This window comes from Bacteroidota bacterium (assembly GCA_016699695.1).
Taxonomy (GTDB): domain Bacteria; phylum Bacteroidota; class Bacteroidia; order Bacteroidales; family UBA10428; genus UBA10428.
This window is the reverse complement of the sequence record CP065006.1, coordinates 1,355,800-1,371,583: the sequence shown is the minus strand read 5'-3', so window position 1 is coordinate 1,371,583 and position 15,784 is coordinate 1,355,800. Positions and strand designations below refer to the sequence as shown.

The 15,784-nt window shown below is 41.9% G+C and carries 18 protein-coding genes; 12 read left to right on the top strand and 6 right to left on the bottom strand.

The annotated features are described in order from the left end of the window. Nucleotides 1-22: 22 nt before the first annotated feature. Nucleotides 23-1,294 (top strand): serine--tRNA ligase, encoded by a 1,272-nt coding sequence (gene serS, locus IPM71_05875; protein QQS52262.1) that lies wholly within the window; start codon nt 23-25, stop codon nt 1,292-1,294. Between the two features lie 173 nt (nt 1,295-1,467). On the opposite strand, the gene IPM71_05870 is transcribed toward serS, so the two are convergent. Together IPM71_05870 and IPM71_05865 are read right to left on the bottom strand one after the other, a co-directional pair. Continuing rightward, nucleotides 1,468-1,980: a YfiR family protein gene (locus IPM71_05870; GenBank protein QQS52261.1), complete on the bottom strand. Its 513-nt coding sequence runs from the start codon at nt 1,978-1,980 to the stop codon at nt 1,468-1,470. A 1-nt stretch (nt 1,981) separates the two neighbouring features. Continuing rightward, nucleotides 1,982-3,736 (bottom strand): hypothetical protein, encoded by a 1,755-nt coding sequence (locus IPM71_05865; protein QQS52260.1) that lies wholly within the window; start codon nt 3,734-3,736, stop codon nt 1,982-1,984. A gap of 243 nt (nt 3,737-3,979) precedes the next feature. Here IPM71_05865 and IPM71_05860 point away from each other — a divergent pair, with 243 nt between their 5' ends. Together IPM71_05860 and ruvC are read left to right on the top strand one after the other, a co-directional pair. Next, nucleotides 3,980-4,885, top strand: a complete 906-nt coding sequence (locus tag IPM71_05860; GenBank protein ID QQS52259.1) for a DMT family transporter — start codon at nt 3,980-3,982, stop codon at nt 4,883-4,885. 91 nt (nt 4,886-4,976) lie between these two features. Next, nucleotides 4,977-5,504, top strand: coding sequence for a crossover junction endodeoxyribonuclease RuvC (gene ruvC, locus IPM71_05855; protein ID QQS52787.1), 528 nt, complete (start codon nt 4,977-4,979; stop codon nt 5,502-5,504). Between the two features lies 1 nt (nt 5,505). Here ruvC and IPM71_05850 read toward each other — a convergent pair whose 3' ends face one another. From IPM71_05850 to IPM71_05840, 3 genes are all read right to left on the bottom strand, one after another. Next, nucleotides 5,506-5,898 (bottom strand): HIT family protein, encoded by a 393-nt coding sequence (locus IPM71_05850; protein QQS52258.1) that lies wholly within the window; start codon nt 5,896-5,898, stop codon nt 5,506-5,508. A gap of 14 nt (nt 5,899-5,912) precedes the next feature. Further along, a complete protein-coding gene (greA, locus tag IPM71_05845) occupies nt 5,913-6,386 on the bottom strand; it encodes a transcription elongation factor GreA (GenBank protein QQS52257.1) in 474 nt (157 codons plus the stop codon). Between the two features lie 182 nt (nt 6,387-6,568). Continuing rightward, nucleotides 6,569-7,123: a hypothetical protein gene (locus IPM71_05840; GenBank protein ID QQS52256.1), complete on the bottom strand. Its 555-nt coding sequence runs from the start codon at nt 7,121-7,123 to the stop codon at nt 6,569-6,571. 143 nt (nt 7,124-7,266) lie between these two features. Between IPM71_05840 and IPM71_05835 the strand changes: the two genes are divergently transcribed. The 5 genes from IPM71_05835 (at nt 7,267) to IPM71_05815 (ending at nt 10,347) form a co-directional block, all read left to right on the top strand. Continuing rightward, nucleotides 7,267-7,683 (top strand): hypothetical protein, encoded by a 417-nt coding sequence (locus IPM71_05835; protein QQS52255.1) that lies wholly within the window; start codon nt 7,267-7,269, stop codon nt 7,681-7,683. Nucleotides 7,684-7,885: 202 nt separating this feature from the next. Then, nucleotides 7,886-8,758, top strand: a complete 873-nt coding sequence (locus IPM71_05830; protein ID QQS52254.1) for a hypothetical protein — start codon at nt 7,886-7,888, stop codon at nt 8,756-8,758. Nucleotides 8,759-8,798: 40 nt separating this feature from the next. Then, nucleotides 8,799-9,614, top strand: a complete 816-nt coding sequence (gene pgeF / locus IPM71_05825; protein QQS52253.1) for a peptidoglycan editing factor PgeF — start codon at nt 8,799-8,801, stop codon at nt 9,612-9,614. 27 nt (nt 9,615-9,641) lie between these two features. Then, the gene (gene hisI, locus IPM71_05820) at nt 9,642-10,037 is read left to right on the top strand and encodes a phosphoribosyl-AMP cyclohydrolase (protein ID QQS52252.1); all 396 of its coding nucleotides are present in this window, start codon (nt 9,642-9,644) and stop codon (nt 10,035-10,037) included. A 79-nt stretch (nt 10,038-10,116) separates the two neighbouring features. After that, the gene (locus IPM71_05815) at nt 10,117-10,347 is read left to right on the top strand and encodes a hypothetical protein (GenBank protein ID QQS52251.1); all 231 of its coding nucleotides are present in this window, start codon (nt 10,117-10,119) and stop codon (nt 10,345-10,347) included. Between the two features lie 80 nt (nt 10,348-10,427). On the opposite strand, the gene IPM71_05810 is transcribed toward IPM71_05815, so the two are convergent. Then, complete coding sequence (locus tag IPM71_05810) at nt 10,428-10,931, bottom strand: purine-binding chemotaxis protein CheW (protein ID QQS52250.1); 504 nt, start codon at nt 10,929-10,931, stop codon at nt 10,428-10,430. A 238-nt stretch (nt 10,932-11,169) separates the two neighbouring features. Here IPM71_05810 and IPM71_05805 point away from each other — a divergent pair, with 238 nt between their 5' ends. The 4 genes from IPM71_05805 to IPM71_05790 all read left to right on the top strand — a co-directional run bounded on the left by IPM71_05805 (nt 11,170) and on the right by IPM71_05790 (nt 15,537). Continuing rightward, a complete protein-coding gene (locus IPM71_05805) occupies nt 11,170-11,925 on the top strand; it encodes a ZIP family metal transporter (protein ID QQS52249.1) in 756 nt (251 codons plus the stop codon). A 144-nt stretch (nt 11,926-12,069) separates the two neighbouring features. Next, entirely contained in the window at nt 12,070-14,292 is a 2,223-nt protein-coding gene (locus IPM71_05800) for a tetratricopeptide repeat protein (protein QQS52248.1), read from the top strand. Nucleotides 14,293-14,342: 50 nt separating this feature from the next. Further along, nucleotides 14,343-14,738 carry a hypothetical protein gene (locus tag IPM71_05795; protein QQS52247.1) on the top strand — a complete coding sequence of 132 codons (396 nt, stop codon included), beginning with the start codon at nt 14,343-14,345 and terminating at the stop codon, nt 14,736-14,738. Nucleotides 14,739-14,919: 181 nt separating this feature from the next. Continuing rightward, nucleotides 14,920-15,537 (top strand): hypothetical protein, encoded by a 618-nt coding sequence (locus IPM71_05790; protein QQS52246.1) that lies wholly within the window; start codon nt 14,920-14,922, stop codon nt 15,535-15,537. Nucleotides 15,538-15,784 lie beyond the last annotated feature (247 nt).

Sequence of the window (15,784 nt, the reverse complement as noted above, 5' to 3'; positions counted from 1 at the left end):
TTTTTATTAAATCTTTTCCTTTATGCTTACCCTGAATGTAATCCGAGAAAATACCCAGGAGGTTATTGAAAGACTGCGAATAAAAAACTACGATGCCAGCGAAATAGTAGGCCGAATAATTGATTTGGACAAGCGCCGTCGCGATTTGCAGCAGAAAAGCGAAACCGCATTGGCTGAGATGAATAATCTTTCGAAACAAATCGGAGAACTATTCAAAGAAGGGAAGCAGGCTGAGGCCAATATTGCAAAATCGCGCACCGGACAGCTAAAAGATATTATCAGAGATTTGTCCGCCGAACTGAACGAGGTTCAGAATGAGCTGAATTCAACACTGGTTCAACTTCCTAACTTGCCCTCGCCACTTGTACCAAAAGGAAGCAGGTCCGAAGACAATGTGATTGTCCGCGAAGGTGGCACAATACCTTCGTTACCAGCAAATTCAGTTCCTCATTGGGATCTTGCACAACGATACGACCTGATCGATTTTGAATTGGGAAATAAAATTACCGGAGCTGGATTCCCGGTGTATAAAGGTAAGGGTGCCCGCTTACAAAGGGCGCTGATCAACTTTTTTCTCGACGAGAATACACGAGCCGGTTATCACGAATACCTTCCTCCTTTTGTGGTCAACGAAGATTCTGGCTACGGAACAGGACAGTTGCCCGACAAAGAAGGCCAGATGTATCATGTTGGCATCGATAATTTTTACCTGATTCCTACAGCCGAGGTGCCAGTAACCAACATCTTTCGCGATGTGATTTTGAATGATTCGGACTTTCCGGTAAAGTGTACAGCCTATACTCCCTGTTTTAGACGCGAAGCAGGCTCTTATGGCAAAGATGTAAGGGGCTTAAACCGGTTGCACCAGTTCGACAAGGTAGAGATCGTCCAGATACGGAAGCCCGAAGATTCTTACCAGGCCTTGGAAGAAATGGTTGCACACGTAGAAACCCTGGTTCAGAAACTGGGTCTTCCTTATCGGATTTTAAAACTTTGTGGTGGAGATATGAGTTTTACTTCTGCGCTCACCTACGATTTCGAGGTTTTTTCTGCCGCGCAAAACCGCTGGCTCGAAGTTAGTTCAGTATCGAATTTCGAATCGTTTCAGGCTAATCGGTTAAAATTGAGGTATAAAGATGCTCAAACCAAGAAGACACAACTGGCGCACACATTAAATGGAAGTGCACTGGCCTTGCCACGCATTGTGGCATCGCTGCTCGAGAACAACCAGACAGAAAATGGAATTTTAATTCCCGAAGTGCTTGTGCCCTACACGGGTTTTACAACCATTTAAGCGGTTTATTCGTGAGGCTTAAATTTCATGAGTTCACGAAATGAAATTTTATAGTCGAATCCCGATTTAAATCCATCGGGACTGAAAGCGGGTGCGCGGGTAAATACACCTCCTGTTGAGGCGAATAAAATAAAATCCTTTGCAGATACCCTGTCAGCTTGCTGCGGGGAGCTTCATTCTGCAACCGAATAAGCAAGTTGTGTGAGCCGTACGTCCGTTTGAAGGCCGACCCTACTGGCATTTCCCTTACTCATCTCGAACTTGATGGTGCCATCGCGCACAATAAAGTTAATCATCGAACCTTTGTTGAGTAGCCCTTCGTACTCGGTTAAGAGCAAGATGGGTTTCCCTACGATTTTTGCTTTGGCAGCGTCGAGGTGTTTGACATGCCAATGGCCCAGAAAAAGGATATTTGCAGAGGGATTAATCAGATCGGGTGTTTCGATGTATTCGCATACAATTTTCTGGGTACCTACCATTTTGTTCGTGGTAAGCTTCAACAGTTCATCGTAAATCGATTTGTGCCCAAGGACCTGAATCTTGAAGTCACCAGTTTTGGCTGATGCCGGCCAGTCGAAATACTTGGTAAAGTTATACACGAATAGACCAATGTATTTTTCTTCCTGGCTATGAGCCGAATACTGAACAGCCATAGCCAGAGAGAGAATGAGAAAAATCTTTTTCATCTTATTTTTCAATCGCAAATTTAACGGTTTCGGTACTTACATTTCCGAGCACATCGTAGGCCTTAATAATAACTTCGTAATTACCTGGCAGAAAATCTTTAATGGGGTTAACACTTTTTATTGCGCCTCCGTTAATGGTGTATTCCACCTTTTCTCCCCCTGATTCCTGGTCAGTGGCTGCCACATAGAGCTGTACATTAGCAGGGTAGATGGTTAAACCTTCCTCCCTCACAGTTTTTGATCCGATGGGGGGGCTGCTAAAGTGTTGGTATATTAATGGTGGGTTATTGTCCACAAATAATTTCATGGTATTAGGCGTCTCCTGGTTATCTACTTTATCGGTAGAAAAGTATTGAATGGTTACAATCCCATTTTCTTTGAGAGTAAAAGCCTGTGCGTAGACCTGAGCAGGTTGGTTGCCAATCGCGTAGCTGATCTGGTTCAGCCCAGAGGCATTATCGGTTGCAGCAAGGCTGATTTTAGTGCTGGCAGTAATAAAGATAGAATCCTTTACCTGTTTCTTTGGCAACGAAATGGAGGCCTTGGTAACTGGTCCTTGGGTATCGACGAAATAGGCATTGGTAAGGGTTGCAGATTGGTTACCTACATTGTCGACCGCATTGATTCGAACATAGGCTATCCCTTCGGCATCGAACTCTATACCTTCGGCATAAGGTGTTTCAACCTTGGTGTTGTTGATGCTGTAGAAAACTTTGTCAACACCCGATTTTTGGTCTTCCGCATTCACTTTCAGCTTGGTTTTTCCGGAGACATATTGATAAGTACCTTTCGAATTTGAACCCTGAAATTCGAGTTCAAAGCTGGGGGGATCGTTGTCGACATAAAATTCAAATGTTCCCTCAGTCTGTATGTTTAAAGCGTTTCCGTTGCCTCCAATCACCTGAAGCGCTTCTTTGTTATCGAGGTAGTCGACTGCATAAAAACTCATACTGCCGCTATCGGCCAATAGTTTTACCGGAATTGGTGCGGCATACAATTGACGGGTTCCATTGTTAATCTGATAATAAATGGCCTTTACGCCTGCCATCTTGTCGCTGCTGATAAGTTTGATGGTGGCATTGGGCGATACGAATTTCTCGTTGGTATTGCCTAAAATCTCATAGCTGGTGGTGGGAGCACTGTTGTCGACATAGAATGTTTTTTCAACAGGCCGCTCACGGTTGCCTACCCTGTCGGTACTGTAAAAGCGCAATACGGTTTCCCCCTCTAAATCCAGTTTTAAACTGTCTTTGTATTCAGTATAAGGTTTTGCGTTAATGGAATAATAGGTTTTTTCTATGCCTGAAACAGCATCTGTGGCCGAAAGTTTCATAACAGGATTGCTGCCCAGAAATTGTTTTCCGCTACGTGTAATGCTTTTGCCACTTACAAGTTTATACACAGAATGAGGCGCCAGGCCATCGGCGTAAACTTCGAATATCACATCGCGCTCAGGCAGCACGGTTTTTTTCGTTACCGTATCAACGCATGAAGGAGACCTGAATGTGTTGTACCCTTCGGTATCGAAATACATAGGATTGGAATATTTTTTTGAAGAGTCGCTCTGCAGTCGGTGTTTGGGGGCATTTTCGTCGGGCGAGGTCGACAACCAAAAATAAACACCTAAATCTTTATTGATAAACATCTCGCCATTTTGGCCAAAGACAACCTTTTGTTCGGCAGGCAATTGCTCTTGTGCATGTGAACCTAACGAGCTAAGGAGAATAGTGATAACGACAAAGAAAAAAATTTTCATAAGAGGGTGATTTTGGGTTCAATATAATCAAAAAAGTTCAATGCGAAAACAACTGAGGGTACTTACGTGAATTCAATTGCCGGGTTTGTCGTTTCTTCTTATTTTTAGCAAAATTCTTGACGAAAAACACTTTTTATGAAACGAGCATGATTTGTTAAACACAAACAAGTATGAATTGAAAATCGACGTAGTCAAAATTCATCATGCGAGTTCCATCCAACTTTATTAAATAATTATTTACGAATGACACAAACTACAAGAGGACCATTGATGCTGGCTGGCCTGGCTATCTTGCTATGGTCAACCGTAGCAACGGCCTTTAAACTGGCTTTGCTGCATTTCTCTCCCTTTCAGCTTGTTTTTCTTGCCAGCATATGCTCTGCAATGGTTTTAGGGGTACTGGCAATAATTTTTAAAAAGAAAATGCAATTCCTGATTTCGCGGAAAACTAAAGACATATTCAAATCGCTACTGCTGGGTTTTCTGAATCCGTTTTTGTATTACCTCGTTTTATTCGAGGCTTATAAGCGTTTGCCTGCCCAGATTGCTCAACCCGTTAATTTTACCTGGCCTATTTTTTTAACTATACTGGCGGTTATTTTTCTCAAAGAGAAAGTGAGTGTTCGCACCTTTCCCGCGTTGCTGATTAGTTTTACCGGCGTGGTGGTACTTTCTGTTCAAGCAACAAGCTCGTTTAATCTGACAGGCAAGCAATTTGTTGTCGGTTTGCTGTTAGGGTTACTAAGTGCCCTGATTTGGGCTGTCTATTGGATTATTAGTCTGAAGGATAAACGGCCAGCGCTTATAAGACTTTTTACAGGGTTTAGCTGGGCTGTGCTGCTTCTTTCACTTTATGGCTGGATTAGTGGGAGTTTTTCCGCTGAATGGCATTCAGAATACTTCATTTACCCTGTGTACATAGGCTTTTTCGAAATGAGTATTACTTTTTTTCTCTGGGTGAAGGCCCTCGAGAAAGCTCCTAATAAAGCCTTTTTAAGCAATCTGCTATACCTGATACCTGTATTGTCGCTGTTTTTTATTACGATTGTCTTGAAAGAACCTATTCAGACATCTACTTTTTTGGGTTTGTTGCTAATAATTGCAGGAGTATATATTCAAAGCTTTAAAAAGAAGAATAAACCTGGCTGATTACTGACAAATTAACTGCAGGTATTTTTGCAGGTCTGGCTATTGAGCGTAAATTAGTCCAAAATTCAGAGTATTGAAAGAGAGAATTATCATGGGAATCGATCCCGGCACCAGCATTATGGGATACAGCTTAATCCGCATTGAATCCGGCAAGGCAATTCTGATCGATATGGGGCTGGTGAAGATGAAACACATTCAGGATCCTTACCTCAAGTTAAAAGAGATATTCAGTCAGACCACCTTGCTTATCGATACACACCACCCGGATGAATTGGCCATCGAAGCACCGTTTTTCGGAAAGAATGTGCAGTCGATGCTCAAACTCGGACGGGCTCAGGGCGCTGCGATTGCTGCAGCCCTTCAGCGTAATATCCCAATTTTTGAATATGCTCCGCGAAAAATAAAATTAGCCATTACCGGCCAGGGGAGTGCCTCGAAAGAACAAGTGGCAGGTATGCTGAAAAGTATTTTGGGTTTTAAAGAAGCCCCTGATGCCCTTGATGCCACCGATGCACTAGCCACGGCCATGTGCCATTATTACCAGCGACAACTTCCTGAAACCGGCAATTACAGGGGGTGGGGAGATTTTGTAAAGAAAAATCCTGCAAGAAAAGCCTGATCTATAGGTTTGATTGTATTCGGGTGGCAATGTCTATAAATTCTTCTTCGGAAAGGCGCAGCTTAGGGTTCGAAAAACTTAAATCGCCAATGTAGTTAATGGGTACCAGGTGAATGTGTGTATGGGGTACTTCAAGACCAATGACAGCAATTCCGATTCGTTTGCACGGAATTGTTTTTTCTATGGCTCCGGCAACTTTTTTTGAAAATAGCATCAGCCCGGAGAGTGTATCATCGTCGAGGTCGAAAATATAATCGTTTTCTTTTTTCGGAATAACAAGGGTATGTCCTTTGGCCAGCGGATTGATATCAAGAAAGGCAAAATACTGGCTTGTTTCAGCAATTTTATGACAAGGTATCTCGCCGTTGACAATTCGGGTAAACAGTGTAGCCATAAACTGAACTTTTTTTACCGTGAAATTTCTACAATCTCAAATGGTATGGTGCCAGATGGTACTGTAATTTCAACCTGGTCGCCTACCTTTTTACCAAAAAGTCCTTTTGCAATAGGAGTGCTGATAGAGATTTTGCCGGCCTTCAGGTCGGCTTCGCTTTCAGAAACAATGGTATACACCATGGTGGCATTGTTGGTTTTGTTGCGTATGGTAACGCGACTAAAAATCTGAACTTTAGAAGCATCGAGTTTCGATTCATCGAGCAAACGCGAATTCATAATTGTTTCCTGAAGTCGCGAAATGCGCATTTCGAGCATTCCCTGGGCTTCCTTGGCAGCATCGTATTCGGCATTTTCCGATAAATCGCCTTTGTCTCGGGCCTCTGCAATCTGTTTCGAGATGGCAGGTCTTTCTACATTCATTAATTGATGCAGCTCATTTTTGAGCTTGTTTAATCCCTCTTCGGTAACATATGAAATTTTCGACATAACCAATCCTCCGCTTAAGTTTGGAAGCTAATAAAAACAAAAAAGAATTCCACTTGATGAGGAACTCTTCTAAAAACAAATTTAATAATTTTTCTCTATCCTGAAAGTCTCAGGTTTGACTTGTTTAGAATTTTGAATAGTAAAGAATCGAAGTGAACTGGAATCGCATGACTTGTAGGTCATTAACTATAAAAATCCTGCCGCTTTAAAATCTCTGAATAGATGACAGCCTGCTTCGCATCAAAATGGAATTCCTCCACTTTCTGATCGTAAAGCGCTTTTTCGCTGGTTTTTATGAAATCCTCGTCGATTTCTTCCATTACCTGGCTTTGGAGCATGCCTTTTCTCGAATAATCCGATTCGTTGTTTATATCCGAAAGGAGTGTTTCGCGTGTACTCTCAAAAACAGCAGTACCCTCAGTAGACTCAACCCTATCCAACGGAATTTCCTGTTTCCTATCCTTATAATTACCTTCTATTGATTCAGGTTCCTTTTCCTCTTCTACCGTTTCAAGGTCGAAATGCTGTGCCAGGAACTCTTCAAGGGTGGTAGGAATAATAGGTCTTTCGGTGGGGCTGGCATAGGGTTTAGAGTATTCAGGTTCAACTTCCCTTTCCCGTACAACCGTTCTGCGCATTTGTTCTTCTTTCTTCTTGGCATAATTCTTATAAAGCCCACCTATAACGCTTACGGCGATAAACAAGACGTAAATTAATATTTCTATATAATCCTCCATAGGGCATGCAGTTTTGAATTTAACCCAGAATGCATTCTAAAAATAGGTTGAATAATTCTCAAATGATTACTTTTGTAACATATCTTAGTGCGATGTTACAACAAAAATCAAAGATAGTTTTTTTTTATTCAAGCCTTGCGTTTTTGTTACTTGTTACATGCGACAAGCCTGATCCTTTTGAAATACCCGGTGTATACCTCGATTTTTCCATTAACATTATGTCTGATGTGGAATATTTCAACCTTCAGGCAGCTGGCAATTCGAAAAATATTACTGCACAGGCGGTTGGTCAGGTAAGTTTGGGTTATAACAATAACGGGGTAATAGTTTATAATGGTGGCGACCGCTTTTATGCTTTCGACCGGACCTGCACTTATGAGTTTCCAGTGAATGTGCGTGTGGAGGCAACAGGAAGCAGCGCCAAATGCCCCGGGTGTGAATCGGTGTATGTCTTACCTTCTATGGCATTGCCTTCGCAAGGTAGTCTTTCAAAGCATCCGCTAAAAGAATACCGTACCCAGTATAATTCTTCCACCGGGTGGCTAAGGGTGTATAATTAAAATTGTTGCAATTCTGTTTCTTAATCAATCGATTCTTCTTAATTTCGGAGGGTTTAAAAACAAGCGGTAATATCAATCAAAAATGAAACAAAGCACTATTCAAAGGGTATTAGTCTCACAAGCGAAGACTTATTGAATCATGTGCTGTTCCTCCGATAATCAGGGGTGTTTATTGACTAATTAATTTCTAAAATAATAACAGATGAAAAAATTACTTTTTGCCTTCGCACTTACAGGGCTGCTTTTTTCCTGTAAAAACAGCGGAAAACCTACAGAAGAAGTTGCCGAAACCAGTCCCTTATCCGATTTTGCAGAAAACTACCTGAAAACAGGGGGTGATTTAAGAAACACTCAATCAGTTGCCGATTTTCTGGCGCTTTCGGGCACCACCTTTATGCCTGCGCTCGTGAACGACCCTATGAACTTTGAGTCCTACAAAGGCAATAAATTAAAAGCCGCTGCCAATATTGGAGTGTATATGGCCGATGGATTGTACCAGGTTTCGCTTGATAAGGACTACGAAGGCTATATGAGTGTGGCGGCAGCCAAACAATTGTCTATAGAATTAGGTATTGAAGAGGTGCTCGATGAGATTCTGATTGACCGTTATGCGATTAGTGAACACACTGCCGATACCATTCTTGCAGTGCTTAAAGATGCATTAGTAAAAAGCGAAACTGCCCTTACTGCCAAAAACGAACAGGAAATTTTTGCTGCCATTTTGGTAGGTAATTACATCGAAAAACTATACCATTTGTTTGCCAACATTCTGGAATACCCTGTCGATTTACCTGAAGAATCGAAGATGCTGATTTTGCGCGATGTGCTAAAGGTTACTCAGGTGGAATTAGACATGTTGCCTAAAGCCATTGCGCTTGTTGAACAATACAAAAAACAGGACCCGGCATACCTTTTGGAAGAGTTAAAGAAGCTTAACGAAATTCACATCGCAAGCCGCATTTCTGAGGAAGAAGCCGAAAAGTTAACTCCAGCCATGGTTTTTGAGAATGTGCAAATCAGAGCAATGTACACTGAAATTAAAAATATGCGGAATTACATTGTAGCAACTGAATAAATTTAAAGGGATAAAAACTTAAAGGCTGCCGGAATATAAAATGATGGCAGCTTTTTTATTTTACATTCAGGGCATGGATAATCAGGAAATAAAAACCATTCAATTCACCTCATTGGTGGGTTCTGCCTTGGTAAAACATGGAGTTGTATTGCGCACAGGTGGATACAGCAAAGGCATGTATCAATCGCTTAACCTCAGCAGTAAATGCGGCGACGATATCACTGCAGTAAACCGCAACCGGAAACTACTGGCAGAATGGCTTGGCATCGAAAGTGATAAGGTTCTGTTTCCGGACCAATGTCATACGGCCAATGTGTCCATTGTCGCAAACCATGAATTGCCAAGTCTAACCGAAACCGATGCGATTATAACCAACCAGCATAAATTGGCTATAGGAGTTCTGGCTGCCGATTGTGTACCTGTTTTGTTTTATGATGCGGTAAATGGGGTAATAGCTGCTGCGCATGCCGGCTGGAAAGGAACTGTTCAAAAAATTGTTCCGAAAGTAATTGAATTAATGGCCGAGAAATTTAATTCGAAGCCGGAAGAGATTTGGGTTGGCATAGGTCCGGCAATCGGTGCCCAACGGTATGAGGTTGGGATAGAAGTGCACAATGCGGTGGCCCACTGTAACCCCGAAGCAATGGCTTTCTGCTACCAGCCCTCTATAAAACCGGGGCACGGAACCCTCGATTTGCAAGCCTTAAACCGCCACCAGGCGTTGGCTTCGGGCATTCGGAAAACCCAGATCGAAACCATCGGGCTGTGCACATACGACAACCCGCATCTTTTTTTCTCAGCCCGGCGCGATGGATTTTCCTGTGGGCGATTTGCTTCGGTAATCATGTTGATATAGATGGATTTATTACCTTAATTTGCAGTTATGGAAAAGAACAATCTAAACGACAAAAACATACTCTCGCTCAGTTTTGATGAAAACGGGCTGCTGCCTGCCATTGTGCAAGAGGCAGAAACCTTGCAGATTCTGATGATGGCTTATATCAACCAGGAGGCTTTCCAGGAAACCATGCAGTCTGGATTTGCTACATTCTGGAGCCGGTCGCGCCAGGAACTTTGGAAAAAAGGTGAAACTTCGGGTAACAGAATGCAAATAGTGGAAGTTCGTGTCGATTGCGACCAGGATTGTGTGATATATCTTGTTACCCGCACCCAGGGCGGAGCATGCCATACCAAAAACGTCTCAGGGCAATACCGGAAATCGTGTTTTTATCGGAAAGTTAATGCTGATGATACAAAACTCTTGCTTCTCGAAGACTAAACGATTATTTTTAACTGAATTTGAACAAATGGCTTGGAAGGTTGTGTAGTTTTTTCTCCATTGAAATCTGATAAATCTTATGAAAAAGCAGGAAGAATTCTTTTTAAAATGTATCGAGGAATGGCGCGATGGTTACCTTATTCCAGTGCGCAACCGCATGGGCAATATGATTGAAAGAGAATACCTGCCCTCGGAGTTAAGAGAACCTTTCGAATTAAAATTCAAACAAACCATCATTTACGACGATGATTTTCTGGATTGGTATTGCTCCATGAAAAAGAGCCATCAATCTGAAAATAAAAAACGTTGAAGAGAATAAAAAAGAGCTGTTTTTCTCAGCTTTTTTCCAGGAATATTTGTTGATTTAGGCAATGTCAATCACAGATCCCATTATTTGCTTTCAATTTCCTGGCCTGCATTTTCCGACTGGAGCATTCCTATTTCGTCGAGGGAAAATATCTGGGCCATGTTCAGCAGCATCACAAAATCGTCGTTGGCTCGGGCCATTCCGGCAATAAATTCGGCTTTAAAGTTGACACCCAAATTAGGTGCTGGTTCAATTTGGCTGGTTTCGAGTTCGAGCACTTCAAGTACCTGGTCTACAATGAAACCTACATGCACAATTTCATCATTGTGTTCGAGGTCCATTACAATAATACAAGTATTGGAGGTATATTCCTGCGCTTGCATGTTGAACTTTAGGCGGGCATCGACAACAGGCAAAACAATCCCCCGAAGATTAATAACTCCTTTTAAGTAGGCCGGAGCCTTTGGAATGGACGTAATCTTTGTCATCTCAAGGATATTTAAAACCTCGTTGACGTGCACGGCAAATACTTCATTGCCAAGTTTAAACGATAGGTAAGACCCACCTGTTCTTTGTAGAGTTGCCATTACTTGTTTTTTTTATGCAAATTAAATGTACAAAAACTTGTTTGCAATACCAATGGCCAGCTAGCCAATTTAGAAGAAAATTAACTTGAAAGTTACTTTATGAAACTCCCTTTTCCTCTGAACTTACTTTTTAGTATTATTTTCGTAACAAGTATAATTTGCCAATTGACCAATTTAAATTGGGCAGGGAAAGCCGCTTTGCAGAATTATTCTATTTTTGTACCGAATCTGAAATTCTATGGATAAAGTCTGGGTCTATTCGCTCCTAAGCGTTTTAATGGTAAGCAGTATTTCGTTAGTAGGTATTTTTGCCCTTCTTCTTAATAAATCACTCTTCGAAAAAACCCGTACCCTTCTGGTTAGTTTTGCCGTTGGCACGCTCATCGGCGGTGCAGTTCTTCACCTTTTACCCGAATCGATGGAGCATGGGCACGACCGCTTACCCGCTATTTTGGTGGTAATTAGCATTGTGTCGTTTTTTATCTTTGAAAAATATTTAAATACTCACCTTCATCACCATCCTGGCAAAAACGGGGTTAAATCATTCGGTCCGCTTAACCTGTTTGCCGATGCCATGCACAATTTTCTCGATGGTATTCTCATTGCTGCTGCTTTTAGCATCGATTTTAACACCGGAGTAATTGCCACCATGGCAGTGTTGATGCACGAATTGCCTCAGGAAATTGGCGATTTTGCCATTCTGGTGCAGGCAGGTTATTCTGTGCGTAAAGCTTTATTTTATAACGTACTTTCTGCTTTGTCCTCTTTTTTAGGCTGCGTGGTTGTCTTGTTGTTCCCGCTTTTTGGTGCAGAGATATCGCATTATATTCTACCACTCGCCGCCGGAGGATTTCTTTATATTGCTCTTGCCGATTTACTTCCGGAGCTTATGGCAGTAGGAACATTTAAAAAGTCGTTTTTCCAACTTATTTTTCTCCTTGCTGGTCTGGCGCTAATGTGGTTGGGGCTCGATTTTCATCACATCGGACATTAATCTGCCTGTTACTTTGCATAGTTTTTGCTATACAGCCAATCCGCATTATTGTGGCTGGATAAGCCTACAAATGTGATTCACAGGCATTGTGTTTGCCAATCTGGCAGGTAATGGGGAGTTTTTTCACCAGTAAATTAGTGATTTATGACAACCATCGATATCTTTCGGAAACAAAATAAAGTGATAGACTGCATTCTCGAAGGGCGTATAGCAGAAGTTTTTCCTGAACTTTCGGAATTGGTATTTGCCAGCCGCTTAGGCGATTATATGTCGTCGTTTGAGAATTTGGAAACTACTTATAAAAACATTCTCCGTTATTCTTTTGGCCGCACCCGCGATCCGCAGCGGGATGTCGTTTACCTTAAATTCAAACGAGACCTGATTGAACTTTGCGACGATGTGTCCCATCATCTATTGAATCATTCCGATATTTGGCTGGTAAGCCTGCATAAGCAGGACGAAAGCTTTCTGCATCTCAACGAAAGAGAACGCACAGAACTGGTGGATCACCTTGCAACCGAAAAGGAGTTTAACCAGCTGCTAAGCGAACTTGGCCAGTCGGAAAAACCCGATGAAAAATCGATGGCCAATTATTACCTTATGTTGGATAAGTTTTTCGAGGTGCTTTGGATCAAGGGTAATTATGGCGAAGGAGAGCGTTTGCTTGCTCAACGACTTATTCAATCAGCTGCTATTCCCTGGCAAGACAAAGCACTAATCGTGAGTGCCGTTTCCCTGTCATTGTTTAACCACTTCGATCCGGTGAAGATGGATCTTTTGTTTGATGTGTATGCAGAGGGTAAATACCAGCTTTCGCAACGAGCACTGGTGGGAATCATTTTTGCCCTTTTAGGCTATCACAAACGACTCATCCTATATCCAGAGGTTATTTCGCGCCTCAAGACCGTGGAGCAACCCAGCCTGTTGGCAAAGCATACAGAACAAATCTTGATTCAATTTATAAAAGCCCGCGAAACGGAGAAGGTGACAGAAAAAATTCAGAGGGAGATTTTACCCGAAGTGATGAAAGTAAAACCTGGAATTGAAGATCGATTAAGGTTAGACGAAATGCTTGGAAAAGACGACATTGAAGGCAGAAACCCCGACTGGGAAAACTTTTTTGCCGACTCCCCTGAGGTGTTTAAAAAACTGGAAGAGTTTTCGTCGATGCAGATGGATGGTTCCGATGTATTTATGGGGGCTTTCTCTATGCTCAAGCGTTTTGGTTTTTTTGAGAAAACTTCTAATTGGTTTTTACCTTTTTACAAAGATCATCCTGAAATAAGAAAAAGCCTCTCCGGTGCCGACGAGAAGTATGATTGGAAGTCGTTTTTCGAAGGCGTGGAAAACGCCCCTTTGATGTGTAACTCCGACAAATACTCCTTTTGTTTTAATCTTGGGTTTATGCCCGCGATGCAAAAATCCATGATGCTCGATATGTTCAGTTCGGAGCTGCAACAAATGAATGAATTGTCTGAAGACCAGAAAAAACACGATGCCCATGCAGCGAGCCGCATTGTTTTTATCCAGTATATACAGGATTTGTATCGCTTTTTTAAATTGCATCCCGGGCGAAAAGTCTTTACCGATATCTTTAGCATAAACCCCAATATTGTGGAGATAGATTTTTTAATAGAGATATTCTTTCACACCAAAGGCCTACGTGCTCTGGGCGAATTTTATTTTACCAAAAATTATTACAGCGAGGCCTTGAAAATTTTCGGATTCCTCGAAAAAAGGGAGCCTTCGTTCGAGCTTATCGAAAAAATCGGATTTTGCTACCAGATGCTTGGGCAGTATGAGCAAGCCATCGAAAAATACAAGCAGGGCGAAATTTATGACAACAACCGCGCCTGGCTGCAAAAGAAAATAGGCTTTTGTTACCGCAAAACCGGACAGTACGATAAAGCTATTGAGTACTACAAAAAAGTAGAGTTTCATGAACCAGAGAACCTTGAGGTGCAGACTTTTCTGGGGCAATTGCATATCGATAATCAAGACTATGACGAGGCTCTGAAATACTATTTCAAAGTAGATTATTTAAAACCAAATACAGCCAAAGTATTGCGGCCTATTGGCTGGTGCAGCTTTTTACTGCATAAAACCGATCAGGCCATTCGTTACCTTAAAAAGGTTGCCGATAGCGAAGGGCAGGGTTTCGATCACCTAAACCTCGGGCATGCATATTGGGCAGGAGCTAAGTTACCAGAAGCCATTGAGCAGTACCGGATGGCACTTCGTTTTTCGGGTAATGACATTAGCTGGTTTAAAAATGCCATGAACCAGGATGCCCTAAACCTGAAAACCTATGGCATCGAAGAGCTCGAAGTATCGCTGATGGTTGATTATATTTTATTGGATATTTAGAGCTTTCTGGGATTGACATGGCAAGCCTGCTGTTGTAACTTTCGTTGAAAATGAAGAACATGAAATCGCACAGCATTTTTGTACGTTCCATTCTGTGGACTGCCCGCGTTCTTGGGGCATTCCAGATTCTTACAAGCTTAGTTATTGGCATTGGTGAAATGGCCGACGAAAGTCAGCCTGAAGGTTTTTTATTCTTTTTTAAGAGCCTTGGAGTGGCGATGCAAATTACCATGCTGTTTTGGTTGGCCGGACTGGTTTGCCTGGCATGGGCGTTCTGGAACGAACTTAAAGGTGGGCTGAGTTCCTTGATTTTATTCGTACTGGTTATTCTTATGGCGCTGTTTAATCCACAGGCCAATTTTCAGGTTACATTGTTTGCCTTTCTTTTACCCTCCGCATTATTCTATATTTATGGTTCGATTAAAAAACGAACTAAAAACAGGTAGTCTTTTTCAGAATCCGATAAGCAAATCACATCGCTTTGAAAAGTGAGCAAATAGTTGGTTATATTTGTGCGTGCTTTTTAATAAATAGCCTGAAGCAAGCCGAATAATCGGTACTTCGCACAAGAGCAGTTTGATGAAGTGTTAACGAAATGATTAAAAACAAAATAATAAACAAATGAAAATGAATCGATTTTTTTTATTGACGACCCTGGCCCTGGTTATGGGAGCATGTAGCACCAATAACAATGAAAAACCTGCAGAAAATGCTGTTTCGGAGCCAATTGTGAAAGAGCGCTGGATTAACACTACAGTGGCTGGTATTGTTACCAACATTGTAAAAGAGACCAGAGAGATTACCCTGATGGGATCTGAAGGCAACCTCGTAAGCTTTACTGCCAGTGATGCGGTAGAACGTTTTGATGAAATTAAGGTTGGAGATAGAATTGCTTTCGATTATTTGGTTTATATGAAGGCTGAATTCCGCGAACCTACCGCCGAAGAGCTGGCTGAGCCTTTAAAAGTGATTGCCGAAGTAGCTGTAGCACCTGAAGAGGTGGCTCCGGCAGGTGTATTGGGTGCCATGGTACAGGGTGTAGTTACCATCGAAGTGCTCAACCGCCCTAATTTATTGGCAGTAGTAAAGGGACCCAAAGGCAACTACCTTACAATAGCTGCAGAGGATCCGGCATTTCTGGAAACCTTGCACATTGGTCAAAAATTAATACTTACCTATGCCGAAGCCATCGCAGTATCTTTAACCAGGCTGGATGTTTCGGATACAGTTGAGGCAGCTGAATAAGAATTAGCCAAAAGAGTAAAATCTAATCCGCTAAATCATCTTCTTTTAGGAGGATGATTTTGCGGCTTTTTTCTTTCCGTGAAGGAGAGAAGAATCGGCTGAGGTCAGGATGAAATTACGTGTTATAATACCGTCAAAAACTTCAAACATCATTTTCCGGAGTAATTTATATTTCTTAAGTTGCGGTTAATATCGAGTTGGCAATAATTGTTTGAGGCTTGCATTATAAAAAATCGAAAAGGATTAT